Genomic DNA, 15,588 nt, shown 5'->3' on the forward strand with positions numbered 1-15,588 from the left:
GCTACCCTCAGGCCACCACCGGCATGCCCGCGAGCAGCTTGTCCAGCGTCGCCGGATAGTCGCGCACGCGCACGCCGGTGGCGTGATACACGGCATTCAGCACCGCAGCCGCCACGCCGCAGATCCCCAGCTCGCCCACGCCCTTGGCCTTCATCGGCGACGAGATCGGATCGGTCTCTTCGAGGAAGATCACTTCCTGGTGCGGGATGTCGGCATGTACCGGCACCTCGTAGCCAGCCAGGTCGTGGTTGGCGAAGAAGCCCACGCGCTTGTCGACGTGCAGGGCCTCCATCAGCGCCGCGCCCACGCCCATCGTCATCGCCCCGATCACCTGGCTGCGCGCCGACTTCGGATTCAGGATCCGCCCAGCCGAGCACACGGCCAGCATCCGCCGGACGCGCACTTCCGCCGTGGCCAGGTCCACGGCCACTTCCACGAAGTGACCGCCGAACGTGGACTGCTGGTATTTCTTGTCGAGTTCGCCGAACTCGATCGAGTCCTCGACCGACACGCCCGCGAACTGCGCCAGCGGCACGCTGCGTCCACCAGCGCGCACCTGGCCCGCCTCGAATACCGCGTCTTCCGCCTTCAGGCCTGCGCGTTCGGCAATGGTCTGGCGCAGCTTCGCGCAGGCCGCATAGACGCCGGAAGTGGAACTGTTGCCGCCCCACTGGCCGCCCGAGCCGGACGACACCGGGAAGGCCGAATCGCCCAGCCGCACCACCACGCGGTCGAGCGGCACGCCCATCATTTCCGCTGCGGTCTGCGCGATGATCGTGTAGCTGCCGGTGCCGATATCGGTCATGTCGGTTTCCACCACGACCATCCCGCTCGAATCGATGCCGACCCGCGCGCCCGACTTGGTCACCAGGTTGTTCCGGAACGCGGATGCCATCCCCATGCCGATCAGCCATTGGCCTTCGCGCATCGACCCCGGCCGCGGGTTTCGACGGCTCCAGCCAAAGCGTTCCGCCCCCAGGCGCAGGCATTCCACGAAGTGGCGCTGCGAGAACGGTCGCTCAGGCTTCTCCGGGTCCACCTGCGTGTCGTTGAGGATGCGGAACTGCACCGGATCCATGCCCAGTTTCACAGCCATTTCGTCGATGGCGATTTCCAGCGCCATCAGGCCCGGTGCCTCGCCAGGTGCGCGCATGGCATTGCCTTCGGGCAGGTCCAGCGTTGCGAGCTGCATCGATGTCATGCGGTTGGCGCCGGCATAGAGCAGGCGCGTCTGCATCACGGCGGTCTCGGGCTGGCCGCCTTCGAGATCGCCAGACCAGCTCTCGTGGCCAATGGCCGTGATCCTGCCGTCGCGGTTCGCACCGATGCGGATGCGCTGGATCGTCGCGGGCCGATGCGTGGTGTTGTTCGGTATCTGCGGCCGCGTCAGCGCCACCTTGACCGGCCGGTGTACAGCGCGCGCGCCCAGCACGGCCAGCAGCGATTCGGCGCGCAGAAACAGCTTGCCGCCGAAGCCGCCGCCGATGAACGGCGAGACGATGCGCACCTTTTCCTTCGGGATGCCCAGCGTGGTCGCCATATCCTCGCGGGCCCACGCCACCATCTGGTTTGATGTCCACACCGTGACCTCGTCGCCGGACCAGGCCGCCATCGACGCATGCGGCTCCATCATGCAGTGCGACTGATCGGGCGTGGTGTAGCGGGCATCCAGCTGCACGGGGGCCGCGGCAAAGGCGCCAGCGAAATCGCCCACGGACGTATCGGGAATCGCGTCCTTCTTCGGCTTGCTGTCAAAGCAGCATGCGGCCTCCAGGTCGAAGCGGCCCTTCTCCGGCGCGTAGTCCACGCGAATCAACTGCGCGGCGGCGCGGGCCTGCTCGAACGTGTCGGCCACCACCAGCGCAATGGCCTGGTGATAGTGCTGGATCTCGGGGCCGCCCAGCAGTTTGGCGGTATTGCGCTTGGCCTTGCCGAGCTTGCCGGCGTTCTGCGCGGTTACGATGGCCAGCACGCCCGGCGCGCGGCGCGCATCGTCCAGATGCATGGCCCGGATGCGGCCCTTGCCGATGCCGGCGCCCACGACGTAGCCATAGGCGGGGCTCGGCGCCACATCATGCCATTCGTAGGCATAGGTGGCCGTGCCGGTGGTCTTGCGCGCGCCGTCGATACGGTCAACCGCCTGGCCGACCACGCGGCCCGTGTCGATGGGATTGGTAGTGGCGGGTGTGTCGAATTTCATGGCTTCGCCCCGTTTGCCTGCGTGATCACGGCGGCCAGCGTGCGCCGCACCAGTTGCACCTTGAACGCGTTATCGGGCTGCGGCGACGCACCGTCCAGCAGCCGCTGCGTCACGGCCGTGGGCCCGTGCGGCAATTCCGCATCGGCGGCATCCGTGCGCCACGGCTTGTGGGCCACGCCGCCGAGCGCCACGCGCCCGGTGCCGTCCGGCTGCAGGATGGCGGCCACCGAGACCAGCGCGAACGCGTACGAGGCCCGGTCGCGCACCTTGCGATAAAGCTGCGCGCCGCCGACCGGCGGCGGCAGTGTCACCGCGGTAATCAGCTCGCCCGGTTCCAGCGCCGTTTCGATGTGCGGCGTATTGCCCGGCAGACGATGGAAATCGGCGATCGGGATCACACGCCGCTGCCCGCTGGGGCGTACCGTCTCCACGCTGGCATCGAGCACGCGCATGGCCACTGCCATATCGCTGGGATGCGTGGCGATGCACGCGTTGCTGCCGCCGATCACGGCCAGCTGACGGCTGAATCCGCCAATCGCGGCGCAGCCGCTGCCCGGCTGGCGCTTGTTGCACGGCTGGGCCGTGTCGTAGAAGTAGGGACAACGCGTGCGCTGCAGCAGGTTGCCCGCCGTGGTGGCGCGGTTGCGCAACTGGCCCGACGCGCCCGCCAGCAGCGCGCGCGACAGTACGCCGTAATCGCGCCGCACGCGCGGATCGGCGGCCAGGTCGGTATTGCGCACCAGCGCGCCGATACGCAGGCCGCCTTGCTGCGAGGGCTCTATCTTGTCCAGCGCCAGGCCGTTCACGTCGATCAGATGGGTTGGCGATTCGATGCCAAGCTTCATCAGGTCGAGCAGGTTGGTGCCACCGGCGATAAAGCGGGCACCGGGTGTCTTCATGGCAGCCGCCGCCGCGTCCGCGGGCGTGGCCGCGCGCTCGTACGTGAACGGGTTCATGTCTGGCTCCCCGCGACCTCGGTGATGGCGTCGAGGATATTCGAGTACGCACCGCAGCGGCAGATATTGCCGCTCATCCGCTCACGGATCTCGCCGGGCGAAAGCTGCGGCCGCGTGTTCAGGTCCGGCGTGACGTGGCTCGGGATGCCGGCGCGCACCTCGTCGAGCACAGCAACGGCCGAACAGATCTGGCCCGGCGTGCAATAGCCGCACTGGTAGCCGTCATGCTTGACGAAGGCGACCTGCATCGGATGCATGTTGTTAGGCGTGCCGAGTCCTTCCACGGTGGTGATTCTGGCACCCTCGTGCATGACGGCGAGGGTCAGGCAGGAATTGAGGCGCCGGCCGTCGACGATCACCGTGCAGGCGCCGCACTGGCCGTGGTCGCAGCCCTTCTTGGTGCCGGACAGGTGCAGATGCTCGCGCAGCGCGTCGAGCAGCGTGGTGCGCGTGTCCAGCGTCAGCGAGCGCGGTTGCCCGTTGACGATAAATGATACGTTCGAAGCCACCGGCTTGAGGGCGCCGGGGCTGACCCGCGATGGCGGCGCGGTGGCGGCACCGGCAGGCAAGGCCGCGGCGCTCACCGACGCCGCGCCTGCCATCACGAATTCCCGCCGCGAAAGCTTGATGTCGCTGAAATCTTCCATGTCGTTGGATCCTTTCTGGCTGACAGATGACGGACAGAGGACGGCAACGTGGCGAGACTTGCACGTAGGAATTACATGGCGCCAGCGGGCATGGCAGACACAATGCCGCCAGGGATATGCACGGGAATACCGGGCAGGGGACGAATGTAGCGCTTGCCGCACGTTGCTTGGGCGGAAAGGCGCAGGAAGCGTGCCACCGGCCGCGCGGGGACAGCGGCGGAGGTGGGAATGCCGGGGATTCGCCGGAATTAACTGGCTCAGCGGTAGCTGACGGTCACCTCGTTGCTGCGGCCCTGGAGCATTGGCGTGAGTCCGCCCTGGCCCGGTACGCGATAGGCAAAGACAAAGCCCTTGGTGGCATCGTCGCCGACGAAGGCGTCGGTCTTGCCCTCGGCGCCCGTCAGCAGCACGCAACGGTCGGCATTGCACAGGTATGCCTGCAGGTCGACGGGCGGGGTGCGCGTGAAGCTGTAGCGCCAGCGCACCGATGTGATGCGGCCCATGGCCTGCGGCATCGTGGCCAGCGGCACCACGGGCGAGGACAGCGCACGCTGGCCCTTGTTCGTGATCTGCGGCCCCACTGACGATGCCGTCCACGCAAAGCGCGAGCCCGTCAGTTCATAGGTGGCCTTCGTAAAGACCGGCGCATGGGTCTGCGCGTGGGCTGCCGCCGGACCCATCGCGCACACCACGGCCAGGACCAGGGCGCGCCGCATCACAGCATCCCGCGCAGCTGGGTGCGCAGGCGTCCGATGGCCTGGCTGCGGATCTGGCACACGCGGGATTCGGTCACTTCCAGCACCGCGCCGATCTCGCGCAGGTTCAGTTCCTGGTCGTAGCACAGCGACAGCACCAGCTTTTCGCGCTCGGGCAGCTTGTCGATGGCGCGGATCAGCGCCTCGCGCATGCCCGATTCCATCAGCACGGTCAGCGGGTTGCCGTCGTCGGTGACACCCAGATGGCGATCGAGGAAGTCTTCCTCGCCCGAACGTTCGAAGTCTTCATAGTGCAGCAGCTGGCAGCCATAGACCTCGTTCAGCAGCTCCTGGTATTCCTCGAGCGGCATCTCCAGTTCCTTGGCCACCTCGGAATCGATCGGCGTGCGGCCAAGCTTCTGTTCCAGCTGGCGCTGCGTGCGCTCGATCTTGCGCGTGAACTGGCGCAAGCTGCGCGATTGCCAGTCGTTGGCACGCACCTCGTCGAGCATGGCGCCGCGAATGCGCTGGCTTGCGTAGGTCTCGAACCGGGCGCCATGGTTGTCTTCATAACGTTTGGCGGCGTCGAGAAGGCCGATCATGCCGGCCTGTATCAGGTCGTCGATCTGTACGCTGGCGGGCAGCTTGGCCGCCAGCTGCAGCGCGATGCGCCGCACCAGTGGCGCGTGTGACTTGACCACGTCGGCCTGCTCGAGCTTTCCCTGAATCGTATACATGGTGGAACTCTCGTTAAATGCTTACTGTTTGTGCCAGCGCCGGAGAGGCTGAAAATCGGCGGCTGGCAGGCTGAGTTTCCGGTCTTGTCGAGACTTCTTGTTCTTCGCGTTCATGCGGCAACGGCCGAGGCCATTCCCAGGGGCGATGCTTCGTGACGCAACGGCCATGCGCCGATACCGCTGGCGATGTGCCGCAATGCACCGGTGGCCGCAGCGGCGGGATACGCCTCCACCACGCACCGCCCAAGCTGGAGCGCACGCGCCACCAGCGGATCCATCGGCAGGTACCCTGCCAGGCTGGCCTCCACGCCCAGGTACTGGCTCGCCGTGCGGGCCAGGTTGCGCGCGAGCGCCGTGACCGTCCCCTCGGCGGCCGCCAGATTGACGACCAGCTTGAAGTGACGGCATGCGTATTCGTGATGCAGCCGCTTGATGCATGCATAGGCCGCGGTGATCGACGTGGCCTCCGGGCGCATGACGATCACGAAGTTGTGTGCCATGCCCGCCAGCGGCGACAGTGCGCCGGTGATGTCGCGGCGGGTGTCGATCAGCATCGAGCGCACGTCAGGCAGTCGCGCCGCCAGCGCGCGCTCGTCGGGACGAACGGTCATCGCGCCTGCCTGCAGCACGGCAATGCCGCTGGCCCCGCGCGTGCCGGCCGCGGCGGCCAGCGGCGCGCGGCCATCGAGCACATCGGCCAGCGTGGCCGCCGGCGCGGCGCCGGCAAGCCGCATCGCCCGGGCGCCGTACATGTCTTCGTCCACCAGCAGCACGCGCTCGCCCTGCATCGATAGCGCGTTGGCCAGGCCCAGCGCCACCGTGGTGGTGCCGACGCCCTGTTCGGCCCCTACCACGGCGATCCGCCGCGTCACGCGCGGTGCCAGCAGGCGGCGCAGGCTTTCGGCCTGATCGGTGGCCATCGTGTTCAATCCTTACTCCCCGGCGGCCGCAAGCTGCGGCGTGGCGTCGATGGCATCCAGCGCGTCCATGGCTGCCATGGCGTGCACGGCCGACGCGGCCGGCTCCGGCGCGTCGGCCATCGGCGGTACGGGCGCCGCCATGCCACGGCCCGGATAGTTTTCAAGCACGTCGAGCAGTGCCAGCAAACGGCCCATGCCTTCGTTGAGCACGGCACCAGGCACCGGCGCATTGACGCGTGCCGAAGCCCGGCCGGCCAGGCGGGAAAGAAATGCCGGTGCCGTAGGCGTGGGGGTGTGTTGCAGGCGCAGCGCGGTCAGGCCCAGTTGCACCGCCACCATGCCGGCGCACAGCGACGCGTCGGCATCGCCTTCCTGTGCAAAGTGCTCGATGGCGTGGCGCAGCGTGCGGAACTGTTCTTCGGCGGCAACCGTCCAGTGGGACCAGCGTGCGACTTGCGCGGCATCGTCGGCCAGCGCGGGATCGCACAGCACATATTCGACGGACAGCGTGTCGCCGGTTTCGTGGTCGATCATGCGCGACACCACCAGGCAGGCCTCGATGCCGGCCTCGGCGGCATTGCCACGGCCACGCGCGGCGGTGCGCACCTGGCCTTCGGGAATGCGGACCGGGCAGTGTGCCAGCCAGTGCGCGGCGGCGCGGTCGCGGCAGGTCACATCGCCCACGGCATGGAACGTCAGCGTGTCGGCAACGGTGTCGAGCTTGTTGGCCAGGCCGTCTGCGATCACCCGCGTGGTCTTGCGCGTGCCGGCGATCCAGCGTTCGCCCAGCTGCTGCCAGCGTGCCAGCGTGGCCGGGCTCGGCAGTGACATATTCAGGTTGACCACGGTCCGGGCGGCAGCCAGCGTGGCACGCACGGTGGCGGCTTCGGCATCGGCCTCGGCTTCGGCCAGCGACTGGCGGGCGCGGCCCGCCGGCACTACGGTGCTGGCCAGCGGCATGCCGTCACGGTCGGCCAGCCACAGCGTGTGCTGCATCATCTGCGGCGCGCGGCGGCCCTGCACGGTCTGCGCCACACTCTGCGTGACGGCCAGCACATAGCGATCGCACGCACGGCTGGCGTCGCGGCACATGGCCAGGCGCACTTGCTGCACCATCGGGCGCAGCGCCGACACACCGGCCGAGCGATGCTGCCACAGCTGGCGGGCCACGTCGAAGCCGTACCGTGCCGCATTGAGTTCGTCGACGCACACGCCCACCGCGTTGGCGCTGTCGGTCAGCGAGCGGAGCATGTCGTCCGCGCCACTACGTTCTGCCTTGACGGGCGCGGCGACTTCGGCGCTGCCCGCCTGGCGGCGCGCCACGTCCGCGTCATTGAACAGCGAGCCACGGCGCGGCGTCAGGAATGCGCGCTCGACCAGCGCGCCGGCCTGTGCCAGTTCCAGGTGTTCGGGCACGCGCTGGCCGGTGGACGCATAGAACACGGGCAGGCGATGGCGGATCACCACGTCCAGCACCGATCCCAGGTGCGTGGCTTCGTCGAGCTTGCTGATGATGCAGCCGTCGATGCCGCCGGCGGCGCCCGCGGCGTCGTTGCGATAGGCGTGCACCACTTCGTTCAGCGTGTCGCCGTGGGCCGCGCCGTTGAGCAGCAGCACGCGCTGCATCGGCGCCTGCACGCCAGCCAGCATGCCGATCTGGTCCGACAGGCTGCGGTCGCGCTGGCTCATGCCGACGGTGTCGATGATGACCAGGTGCTTGTCCTTCATGGCCGACAGCGCAAAGCGCAGATCGGCGGCGTCCTTCACCGCGTGCACGGGCACGCCCAGGATGTCACCGTAGATGCGTAGCTGCTCATGGGCGCCGATCCGGAAACGGTCGGTCGTCAGCAGCGCCAGGCTTTGCGGGCCGTGGCGCAGCACGAAGCGCGCGGCCAGCTTGGCGGTGGTGGTGGTCTTGCCCACACCGGTCGGGCCGATCAGCGCCAGCACGCCGCCCTGGGCGAACAGCGCATCCTCGTCGGTCAGCACCGGCACCTTGCTGGCCAGCTCCTGGCGGATCCAGGCCATGGCCGCCGGGCGATCGGTGCCGACCGGCAGGCGCGACAGCAACGTGCGCGACAGCTGGCCCGAAAAGCCAGCATTGACCATCCATTCGAACAGCGATTCACGCAGCGGGTCGCCGGCTGCCACGCCGTTGGTACCTTGCGACAGCCCGGCGAACTGGCGTTCCAGCATCGACCGCATCGACGCCAGCTCACCGCGCAGGTCGCCCAGCATCGCCTGTTCCTGGCCGATGCCGGCCGGCACGGCCGATGGCGCGGACGGTGCCGGGATCGCGCCCAGCGGCAGCAAGGGCTCGGGGCTGGCCGGATGCAGGTCATGCAGCGACTGGAGCATCGGCAGCGGGGACGGCGACGACAGCGAAGGCGGCAGCGACGGCGCGGACGGCTGGTACATCTGCGCGCCAGCACTCACGGCGCCCAGGTCCGCGTCGCGCATCGCCACGATCTCCACGCCGCCCTCGATGGAGCGGTTGGAGAGCACCACGGCGTCGGGCCCCATGGCCTCGCGCACCTTGCGCATCGCTTCGCGGCCGTTGGCCGCCACAAACTTTGCCACGCTCATTGTTCAATCCTCACGCTGCGCCGCCGATCATGGCGGTGATGCGAATGTTGCGGTTGTCCGGTACTTCGGCGTGCGACAGCACCTTCAGCTGCGGCAGCGTGCGGCGCAGGAAGCGCGCCATCAGCGGCCGCATCGGAGGCGGCACCAGCAGCACCGGGTCCAGACCCAGCTGTTCCTGGCGTACCACGGCGCCCTGTGCCTGCTGCAGCAGCGCATCGGCCAGGCCCGGCTCGATACCGCCGCCATTGGCCAGCGCCTGCGTCAGCACGCGCTCCAGGCCGGCGTCCAGGCCGATCACCTGCATGTCGGCGTTGTTGGGGAACAGCTGCTGCGTGATCGCGCGACCCAGCGACACGCGCACCAGCGTGGTCAGCTCGGCCGGATCGTTGATCTTCGGGGCGTTATCGGCCACCACATCCAGGATGGTGCGCATGTCGCGGATGGCGACACCTTCGTCCAGCAGGTTCTGCAGCACCTTCTGCAGGCCGGTCAGCGAGATGGTCTTCGGCACCAGGTCCTCGGTCAGCTTCGGGGCTTCCTTGGTGATGCGGTCCAGCAGCGCCTGCACTTCCTGGCGTCCCAGCAGTTCCGATGCATGCATCTGGATCAGGTGGTTCAGGTGCGTGGCCACCACGGTGCTGGCATCCACCACCGTGTAACCGTAGGCCTGCGCCTGTTCCTTGAGCGCGGCATCGATCCACACGGCCGGCAGGCCGAAGGCGGGGTCGCGCGTGGCGGCGCCCGGCAGCGTGCCGCTGACCTGGCCCGGGTTGATGGCCATCCACTGACCCGGATTGGCCTCGCCGCTGCCGATCTCCACGCCCTTGAGCGTGATGCGGTACGCGTTCGGCTTCAGTTCGAGGTTGTCCCGGATATGCACCACCGGCACCAGGAAGCCGATGTCCTGCGCCATCTTCTTGCGGATGCTCTTGATGCGGCCCAGCAGTTCGCCGTTCTGCGCGCGATCCACCAGCGTGATCAGGCGGTAACCCACTTCCATGCCCAGCGGATCGACCATCGTCACGTCTTCCCACGTGGCTTCAGCCACTTCGGCCTGCACGGCCGGGCTGCGCTCTTCCTGGGCCTTGGTCTCGGTGGCCTTGACCGCGCGGCGCATCTGATAACGGCCGAACCAGATCAGGCCGCCGGCGAGCAGCAGGAAGGCAAAGTGCGGCATGCCCGGGATCAGGCCCATCGTGCCGATGATGGCGGCGGTGATGAACATCACGCGCGGGTTCGAGAACAGCTGGCCGGTCAGCTGCTGGCCGACGTCCTGCTCGTTCGACACGCGCGACACGATCACACCGGCGGCCGTGGAGATGACCAGCGCCGGGATCTGCGCCACCAGGCCGTCACCGATCGTCAGCAGCGTGTAGTTGTGAACCGCCGTGCCGAAGTCCAGGTCGTGCTGCACCATGCCCACCACCATGCCGGCCGCCACGTTGATGAACATGATCAGCAGGCCGGCGATGGCATCGCCACGCACGAACTTCGACGCACCGTCCATGGCACCGTAGAAGTCGGATTCCTGGGCCACTTCGGCGCGGCGCTTGCGGGCGCCTTCCTCGTTGATCAGGCCGGCATTCAGGTCGGCGTCGATGGCCATCTGCTTGCCGGGCATGGCATCGAGCATGAAGCGCGCGCCAACTTCGGCGATACGGCCCGCACCCTTGGTAATCACCATGAAGTTGATCACGACCAGGATCGCGAACACCACGATACCGACCGCAAAGTTGCCACCCACCAGGAAGTGGCCGAAGGCCTCGATCACCTTGCCGGCGGCATCGGGGCCGGTATGGCCTTCGAGCAGCACCACGCGGGTGGACGCCACGTTCAGCGACAGGCGCAGCAGCGTGGAGAACAGCAGCACGGCCGGGAAGGCGGCAAAGTCCAGCGGGCGCTGGGTGTACATGCCCACCAGCAGCACCATGATCGACAGCGCGATGTTGAAGGTGAACAGCAGGTCCAGGATGAACGCCGGCAGCGGCAGGATCATCATGCCGAGGATCATGACGATCAGCAGCGGGCCAGCCAGTGCCTTCATCTGGGCGCCACCCCGCAGTGCGGGCATGTTGAAAAGGTTGGTCAGTGCGTTCATGCGCGGCTTTCCGGTACGGCAAGTTCATCCGGCACGAGCAGTTCGGTCGGCGAATCGGGCTGCGGACCGTAGCTGTAGTGCCAGTTCTTCAATTGATAAACCCAGGCCAGGACCTCGGCCACGGCGGTATACAGGCCCGCAGGGATTTCGTGGCCCAGTTCCACGTGCCGGTGCAGCGCCCGCGCCAGCGGCGGGGCGGACAGCACCGGCACGCGATGCTCGTTGGCCAGCTCGCGAATGCGAGCAGCCACTTCGTCGGCGCCCTTTGCCACGACGCGCGGCGCGTTCCAGCGCGCGCCTTCGTCGTATTTCAGTGCCACGGCAAAGTGAGTAGGGTTGGTCACCACCACGTCGGCCTTGGGCACCTCGGACATCATCCGGCGCCGCGCAATGGCTCGCTGCTGCTGGCGGATGCGGGCCTTGATGTGCGGATCGCCATCGGTTTCCTTCATCTCCTGCTTGACCTCTTCCTTGGTCATGCGGAGCTTCTTGTAAAACGTCCAGAGTTGCCACGGCGTGTCGAGAGCCGCCACCAGCAGCAGCGACCCGGCCACCATGCCGCACACGTACAGCACCATCTCCATCATGTGCAGCAGCGCCTCGTGGACCGGCGCATTCATCAGCGCGATGGCTTCAGGCAGCATGTGCCAGACCATCCATGCGCCCACGCAGCCCACCAGCAGCGACTTGGCGATGGCCTTGATCAGTTCCACGAGCGTGTGCGACGAGAACATGCGGCCCAGGCCCTGCAACGGCGACAGGCGCGAAAAATCGGGCGAGAACGACTTGGTCGAAAAGCTCCATCCGCCGAGCGCCAGCGGAGCGATCAGGGCCGCCACGCCAAACATCAGCAGCAGCGGAAAAAACGCCAGCAGGCTGTCCCAGATCGCCATGCCGAACTGCGACAGCATGCGATTGGTGTCGAAGGCCGTGGCCGGCTCGAAGGCCAGCGTGGACTGCATGACCGAATTCAGCTTGCGGCCCAGCGTGCCGCCCATGACGTACAGGCCCAGCACGCCCGTCATCAGCATCACGAACGTGCCGAGCTCGCGCGAACGCACCACCTGCCCCTCCTCGCGCGCCTTTTCAAGGCGCCGGGGTGAGGCGGGTTCGGTTTTCTCGAGATCGCTTTCCTCGGACATGAATGCTCCAGTGCAAAGCGCGCGGGCGGCACTTCGTCACCGAGGATTATCAAATCCCGGGGGGCAATGCATTGGGGGGAAAAGGCGGGGAAACAGGTGCCTGTTTCAGGAATGAGGGGGGCAGCGGAAATAACGGCCCGAGCGATGGCGATCTTTAGGGCCGGAACGCCAAATTGTGCCGATCTCGCCCGGTTCGGACGGGATCGGCCCCGATGATGTCACAGATCGGGCGTGGCATCCATGCCTGGGGGCGTTGCCGACGGCAATGTGTCTGTATACATACAGCTCTCGTCTTCCAACCCAGCCCGGCAATCGCTTAGCCGACCTTGTTGCCGGGGTACGCAGGCCGTCATTCCTAAACATTGGGGATGTGACGTGCTTTAATAGCAACATGTGGTGGCTAATTACTTGGGGTATTCAACGCAGCCCAGAAGGTCTCGGGCAAATACTCGGCATAGCGGTGTCGCAGCCAGGCCAGTCCCTCGTCGCGCGTAACCGTATGGTTCAGTTTGGCGCGAAAAGCCTCAAGCCGAACCCGAGAGGCGTTCAGAATGCCCGCCCAGGTAGCCAGCCCGATTCGCAAGGTTGGATCTTCGTGAAAGCAGCCGAACGCGCCGGTCGGGTGTCGCAAGGTCCGCGCGGCGGCGGGAGTCAGTTCATTTGACACTGCCAGGAAAGTCCAGTGGGTATGCCGGGTGTCGAATCGCTCGTCGGATGCCACGGCCATGGCGTAGCTTTCAATCTGCGCTTTCGCCGCGAGATCTATCTTCTTCATCGGACGCTTGAGCTCGACAACCAGAAACTCTCGGCTCGCGCTTGCATACGACGGTATTTCGCGGCCGAGCACGAAATCGATAAAGCCCTTCCGTCCATCGTCCCGGACCACGGTCTGCTGATACCAGCCCTTGCCCATGTCCAGCTTCTTGACATGCTTGCGTAGTACCGTGCTCAGGCTCTCGCCGTCACTCGTGAGCCGGAACTCTTCCCCGAACACCCAGGTTTCGTTGGCCAGCATGCGATGGAGTTCGCCGCGCTCCTTGAAGCTGCGTTTGCTCCCGATATCGAATAACAGTTCCTCCAGCCCTGTGAGAAAGCGAAGGCGCTCCGTCACCATCGTGCTGCACTCGATTACCGACGTCAGCGACGTCAGCTCAAGCAGCCCCTGCAGTTCCTCCGCCTTGTCCGCCGGCAGCCTCAGAACTTCCGTCAGCAGATACCGCAGGGTCGAGGGGCTGTCTTCGAGCGTGGCCTTGAGCATGCCAAGGGTAAAGCGGCGGTCTTGCTGACTGCCCGAGCGAAAAACTTCCAGATGCTCGTGGATGCCCAGTGCACAGATGTCGAACCGCTCGCGGCGCGCCACCTCGATGGCGTCCTCGGCAATGCCCTCGAACGGATAGACGCCCTCGCTCTTCCAGAGCTGGATCAGTGCGCCGGCATCTTCCGCCCGCTGGCGACGGTGCCGCGCCTGCAGCGATTCCCGTGCCGACCGGACCACGCGCTGCAGGGCCGGGTCGATGCGTTCATCCAGTGTCTGCGCAGTGTCGATACCCGCGATCGGCATCGGGACTGTCGTGGAACCGAGATTCCGCATTTCCATCGTGACCTCCTTCGCTTGAACACGCGAAGAAGGCTAACACCGCATCACCCCCGGCGGCGCCTTTGGACACACGTTGTGACACCGTTTCAGATTCGTCTCAATCGGGGGTGCGGACGATTTCTTGGACTGAGTTAAGTGGCGATTCCAAGGTGGCGCCGGTATTCGACCGGGCTCATTGCACGCAGCGACAACTTGATGCGCCGCTCGTTGTACCACTGGATATAAGAGTTTAGCTCGTGCGTGAATCCTTCTACCGTCGTGCCAGCCCAGTTGCGACAGTAGTACATCTCATTCTTCAGGCGACCGAAGAAGCCTTCACAGGCAGCGTTGTCAGGTGAGCAGCCTTTTCGCGACATGGAACGAATGAGACCAGCCGCCTTGACGCGTTGCAGCCATCCCGGCCAACTATAGCGGGGGTGCGGACGATTTCTTGGACTGAGTTAAGTGGCGATTCCAAGGTGGCGCCGGTATTCGACCGGGCTCATTGCACGCAGCGACAACTTGATGCGCCGCTCGTTGTACCACTGGATATAAGAGTTTAGCTCGTGCGTGAATCCTTCTACCGTCGTGCCAGCCCAGTTGCGACAGTAGTACATCTCATTCTTCAGGCGACCGAAGAAGCCTTCACAGGCAGCGTTGTCAGGTGAGCAGCCTTTTCGCGACATGGAACGAATGAGACCAGCCGCCTTGACGCGTTGCAGCCATCCCGGCCAACTATAGTGCGAGCCCCTGTCACTGTGTACTACGGGGCTGTCGCCATCGGCGAGCGTAGTGATGGCACCATCGAGCATGCTGTTGACCAATTGCGCGTCAGGCCTCGTGCCAATAGACCAACTCACAACCTTGCCGTCAAAGCAATCGATCATGGGCGATAGGTACACCTTGCCAGCTGGTAGCTGGAATTCGGTGATGTCCGTCAGCCATTTTTGATTTGGCGCCTGCGAATGGAAATCCCTGGCAATCAGGTTTTCGGGGGCAGCGCCAATCTCCCCGCTGTAGGAGCTGTACCGGCGACGAGGTCGATGGACAGCAAGCTGTTCCTCCGCCATCAATCTGCGCACAACTTTCTCGGAGATCCGTATGTCTTGCTGACGCAGCATCGCGTGGATACGACGATACCCATAGCAGCGATGGTTGCTGTCAAAGATCTCGACCATCGCGTTACGTACATCGCCGTATTTATCGCACAGACGCAATCTTGTCTTGTGATAGAAGTAGCTACTGCGCGCAAGCCCAACGATGCGAAGAAGTTCGGACAGCGGGTACGTAGCTTTCAAGGCATCAACCACCTGTGTCTTCTCCCTGTTTGTCAGGGTCAGGGAGTTGATGCCCTGGTCTTTTTTTATTAGATCGCCCGCCTGCGCCAAGACGTCGCGCTCAAGTTGCAGCTGGCGTACCTGTTGTTCGAGCTGCGCGATTCGTTCCAGCAACGCCGCATGCTCGTCTTCAGGCGAGGCCAATTTACGTTTTCGCATAGATCGATATGCCTCGTCTCCGAGCAGTTGATCTTTCCACTTGTACAGCATCGGTCGGCTTACTCCAACCTTTTTCGCTACATCCTCCGCTGAGCCCTGGCGGGCGCAAAGGTCAGTGACGGCCTGACGTTTCTCGTCGGGCGCGAAAGGTGCACTGGCGTTCGTGTTCGTGACTATGCGGCGCGAACCAGGGCGCAGCTCCTCAATCCAGCAGCGAAGCATTTCGGTGCTCGGATATCCGAGGGCTCTCCGGCTGCCAGCCAGAGAGCAGCCATGAGTGAAGTAGTGATCCACTGCCACGCGCTTTTGCTCGAGCGTGTATCTAGGTTTTGGACGGTAACGCTTTGGTAAGTCGCCGGCAGCCTCGTAGATGTCGACCCACCGCTTCAGGTTCTTACCTGACGGATAGCCCAGCTCACGAACGACAGTTGCCGTCTTTCCCCCGTACTTGAAATAGAGCCTGACCGCCCGGATCCGATCCTCGTACGAATACATGAACTACCTCCAAGTAGTCCAAGTTTTCGTCCGCACCCCC

The 15,588-nt window shown here is 65.5% G+C and carries 11 protein-coding genes and 1 pseudogene; all 12 read right to left on the reverse strand.

The window, feature by feature from the left end; genetic code table 11:
- Nucleotides 1-7 precede the first annotated feature (7 nt).
- The 12 genes and pseudogenes from paoC to D9X30_RS22555 all read right to left on the reverse strand — a co-directional run bounded on the left by paoC (nucleotide 8) and on the right by D9X30_RS22555 (nucleotide 15,548).
- Nucleotides 8-2,200 carry an aldehyde oxidoreductase molybdenum-binding subunit PaoC gene (gene paoC / locus D9X30_RS22500; protein ID WP_153950079.1) on the reverse strand — a complete coding sequence of 731 codons (2,193 nt, stop codon included), beginning with the start codon at nucleotides 2,198-2,200 and terminating at the stop codon, nucleotides 8-10.
- Nucleotides 2,197-3,156 carry an FAD binding domain-containing protein gene (locus D9X30_RS22505; protein WP_153950078.1) on the reverse strand — a complete coding sequence of 320 codons (960 nt, stop codon included), beginning with the start codon at nucleotides 3,154-3,156 and terminating at the stop codon, nucleotides 2,197-2,199. The genes paoC and D9X30_RS22505 overlap by 4 nt, the downstream gene beginning before the upstream one ends.
- Nucleotides 3,153-3,803 (reverse strand): aldehyde dehydrogenase iron-sulfur subunit PaoA, encoded by a 651-nt coding sequence (paoA, locus tag D9X30_RS22510; protein WP_153950077.1) that lies wholly within the window; start codon nucleotides 3,801-3,803, stop codon nucleotides 3,153-3,155. The genes D9X30_RS22505 and paoA overlap by 4 nt, the downstream gene beginning before the upstream one ends.
- Nucleotides 3,804-4,060: 257 nt before the next feature.
- Nucleotides 4,061-4,519 (reverse strand): flagellar protein FlhE, encoded by a 459-nt coding sequence (locus D9X30_RS22515; RefSeq protein ID WP_153950075.1) that lies wholly within the window; start codon nucleotides 4,517-4,519, stop codon nucleotides 4,061-4,063.
- The gene (locus D9X30_RS22520; RefSeq protein ID WP_092598868.1) at nucleotides 4,519-5,235 is read right to left on the reverse strand and encodes an RNA polymerase sigma factor FliA; all 717 of its coding nucleotides are present in this window, start codon (nucleotides 5,233-5,235) and stop codon (nucleotides 4,519-4,521) included. Before D9X30_RS22520 ends, D9X30_RS22515 begins: the two co-directional genes overlap by 1 nt.
- A 110-nt stretch (nucleotides 5,236-5,345) precedes the next feature.
- Nucleotides 5,346-6,155 (reverse strand): MinD/ParA family ATP-binding protein, encoded by an 810-nt coding sequence (locus D9X30_RS22525; RefSeq protein ID WP_153950074.1) that lies wholly within the window; start codon nucleotides 6,153-6,155, stop codon nucleotides 5,346-5,348.
- A 12-nt stretch (nucleotides 6,156-6,167) separates the two neighbouring features.
- Nucleotides 6,168-8,741, reverse strand: coding sequence for a flagellar biosynthesis GTPase FlhF (gene flhF / locus D9X30_RS22530; RefSeq protein ID WP_153950072.1), 2,574 nt, complete (start codon nucleotides 8,739-8,741; stop codon nucleotides 6,168-6,170).
- Nucleotides 8,742-8,751: 10 nt separating this feature from the next.
- Nucleotides 8,752-10,839: a flagellar biosynthesis protein FlhA gene (flhA, locus tag D9X30_RS22535; RefSeq protein ID WP_153950071.1), complete on the reverse strand. Its 2,088-nt coding sequence runs from the start codon at nucleotides 10,837-10,839 to the stop codon at nucleotides 8,752-8,754.
- Nucleotides 10,836-11,981, reverse strand: a complete 1,146-nt coding sequence (gene flhB / locus D9X30_RS22540; protein ID WP_153950070.1) for a flagellar biosynthesis protein FlhB — start codon at nucleotides 11,979-11,981, stop codon at nucleotides 10,836-10,838. The genes flhA and flhB overlap by 4 nt, the downstream gene beginning before the upstream one ends.
- A 400-nt stretch (nucleotides 11,982-12,381) precedes the next feature.
- On the reverse strand, nucleotides 12,382-13,578 hold the full coding sequence (locus tag D9X30_RS22545; RefSeq protein ID WP_153950068.1) for a hypothetical protein: 1,197 nt from the start codon (nucleotides 13,576-13,578) through the stop codon (nucleotides 12,382-12,384).
- Nucleotides 13,579-13,709: 131 nt separating this feature from the next.
- Nucleotides 13,710-13,988, reverse strand: a pseudogene (locus D9X30_RS22550) (IS3 family transposase); the annotation flags it as partial.
- A 30-nt stretch (nucleotides 13,989-14,018) separates the two neighbouring features.
- Nucleotides 14,019-15,548, reverse strand: coding sequence for an IS3 family transposase (locus D9X30_RS22555; protein ID WP_153950436.1), 1,530 nt, complete (start codon nucleotides 15,546-15,548; stop codon nucleotides 14,019-14,021).
- Between the last annotated feature and the right edge of the window lie 40 nt (nucleotides 15,549-15,588).

Source organism: Cupriavidus sp. U2 (assembly GCF_009663685.2).
GTDB lineage: Bacteria > Pseudomonadota > Gammaproteobacteria > Burkholderiales > Burkholderiaceae > Cupriavidus > Cupriavidus necator_C.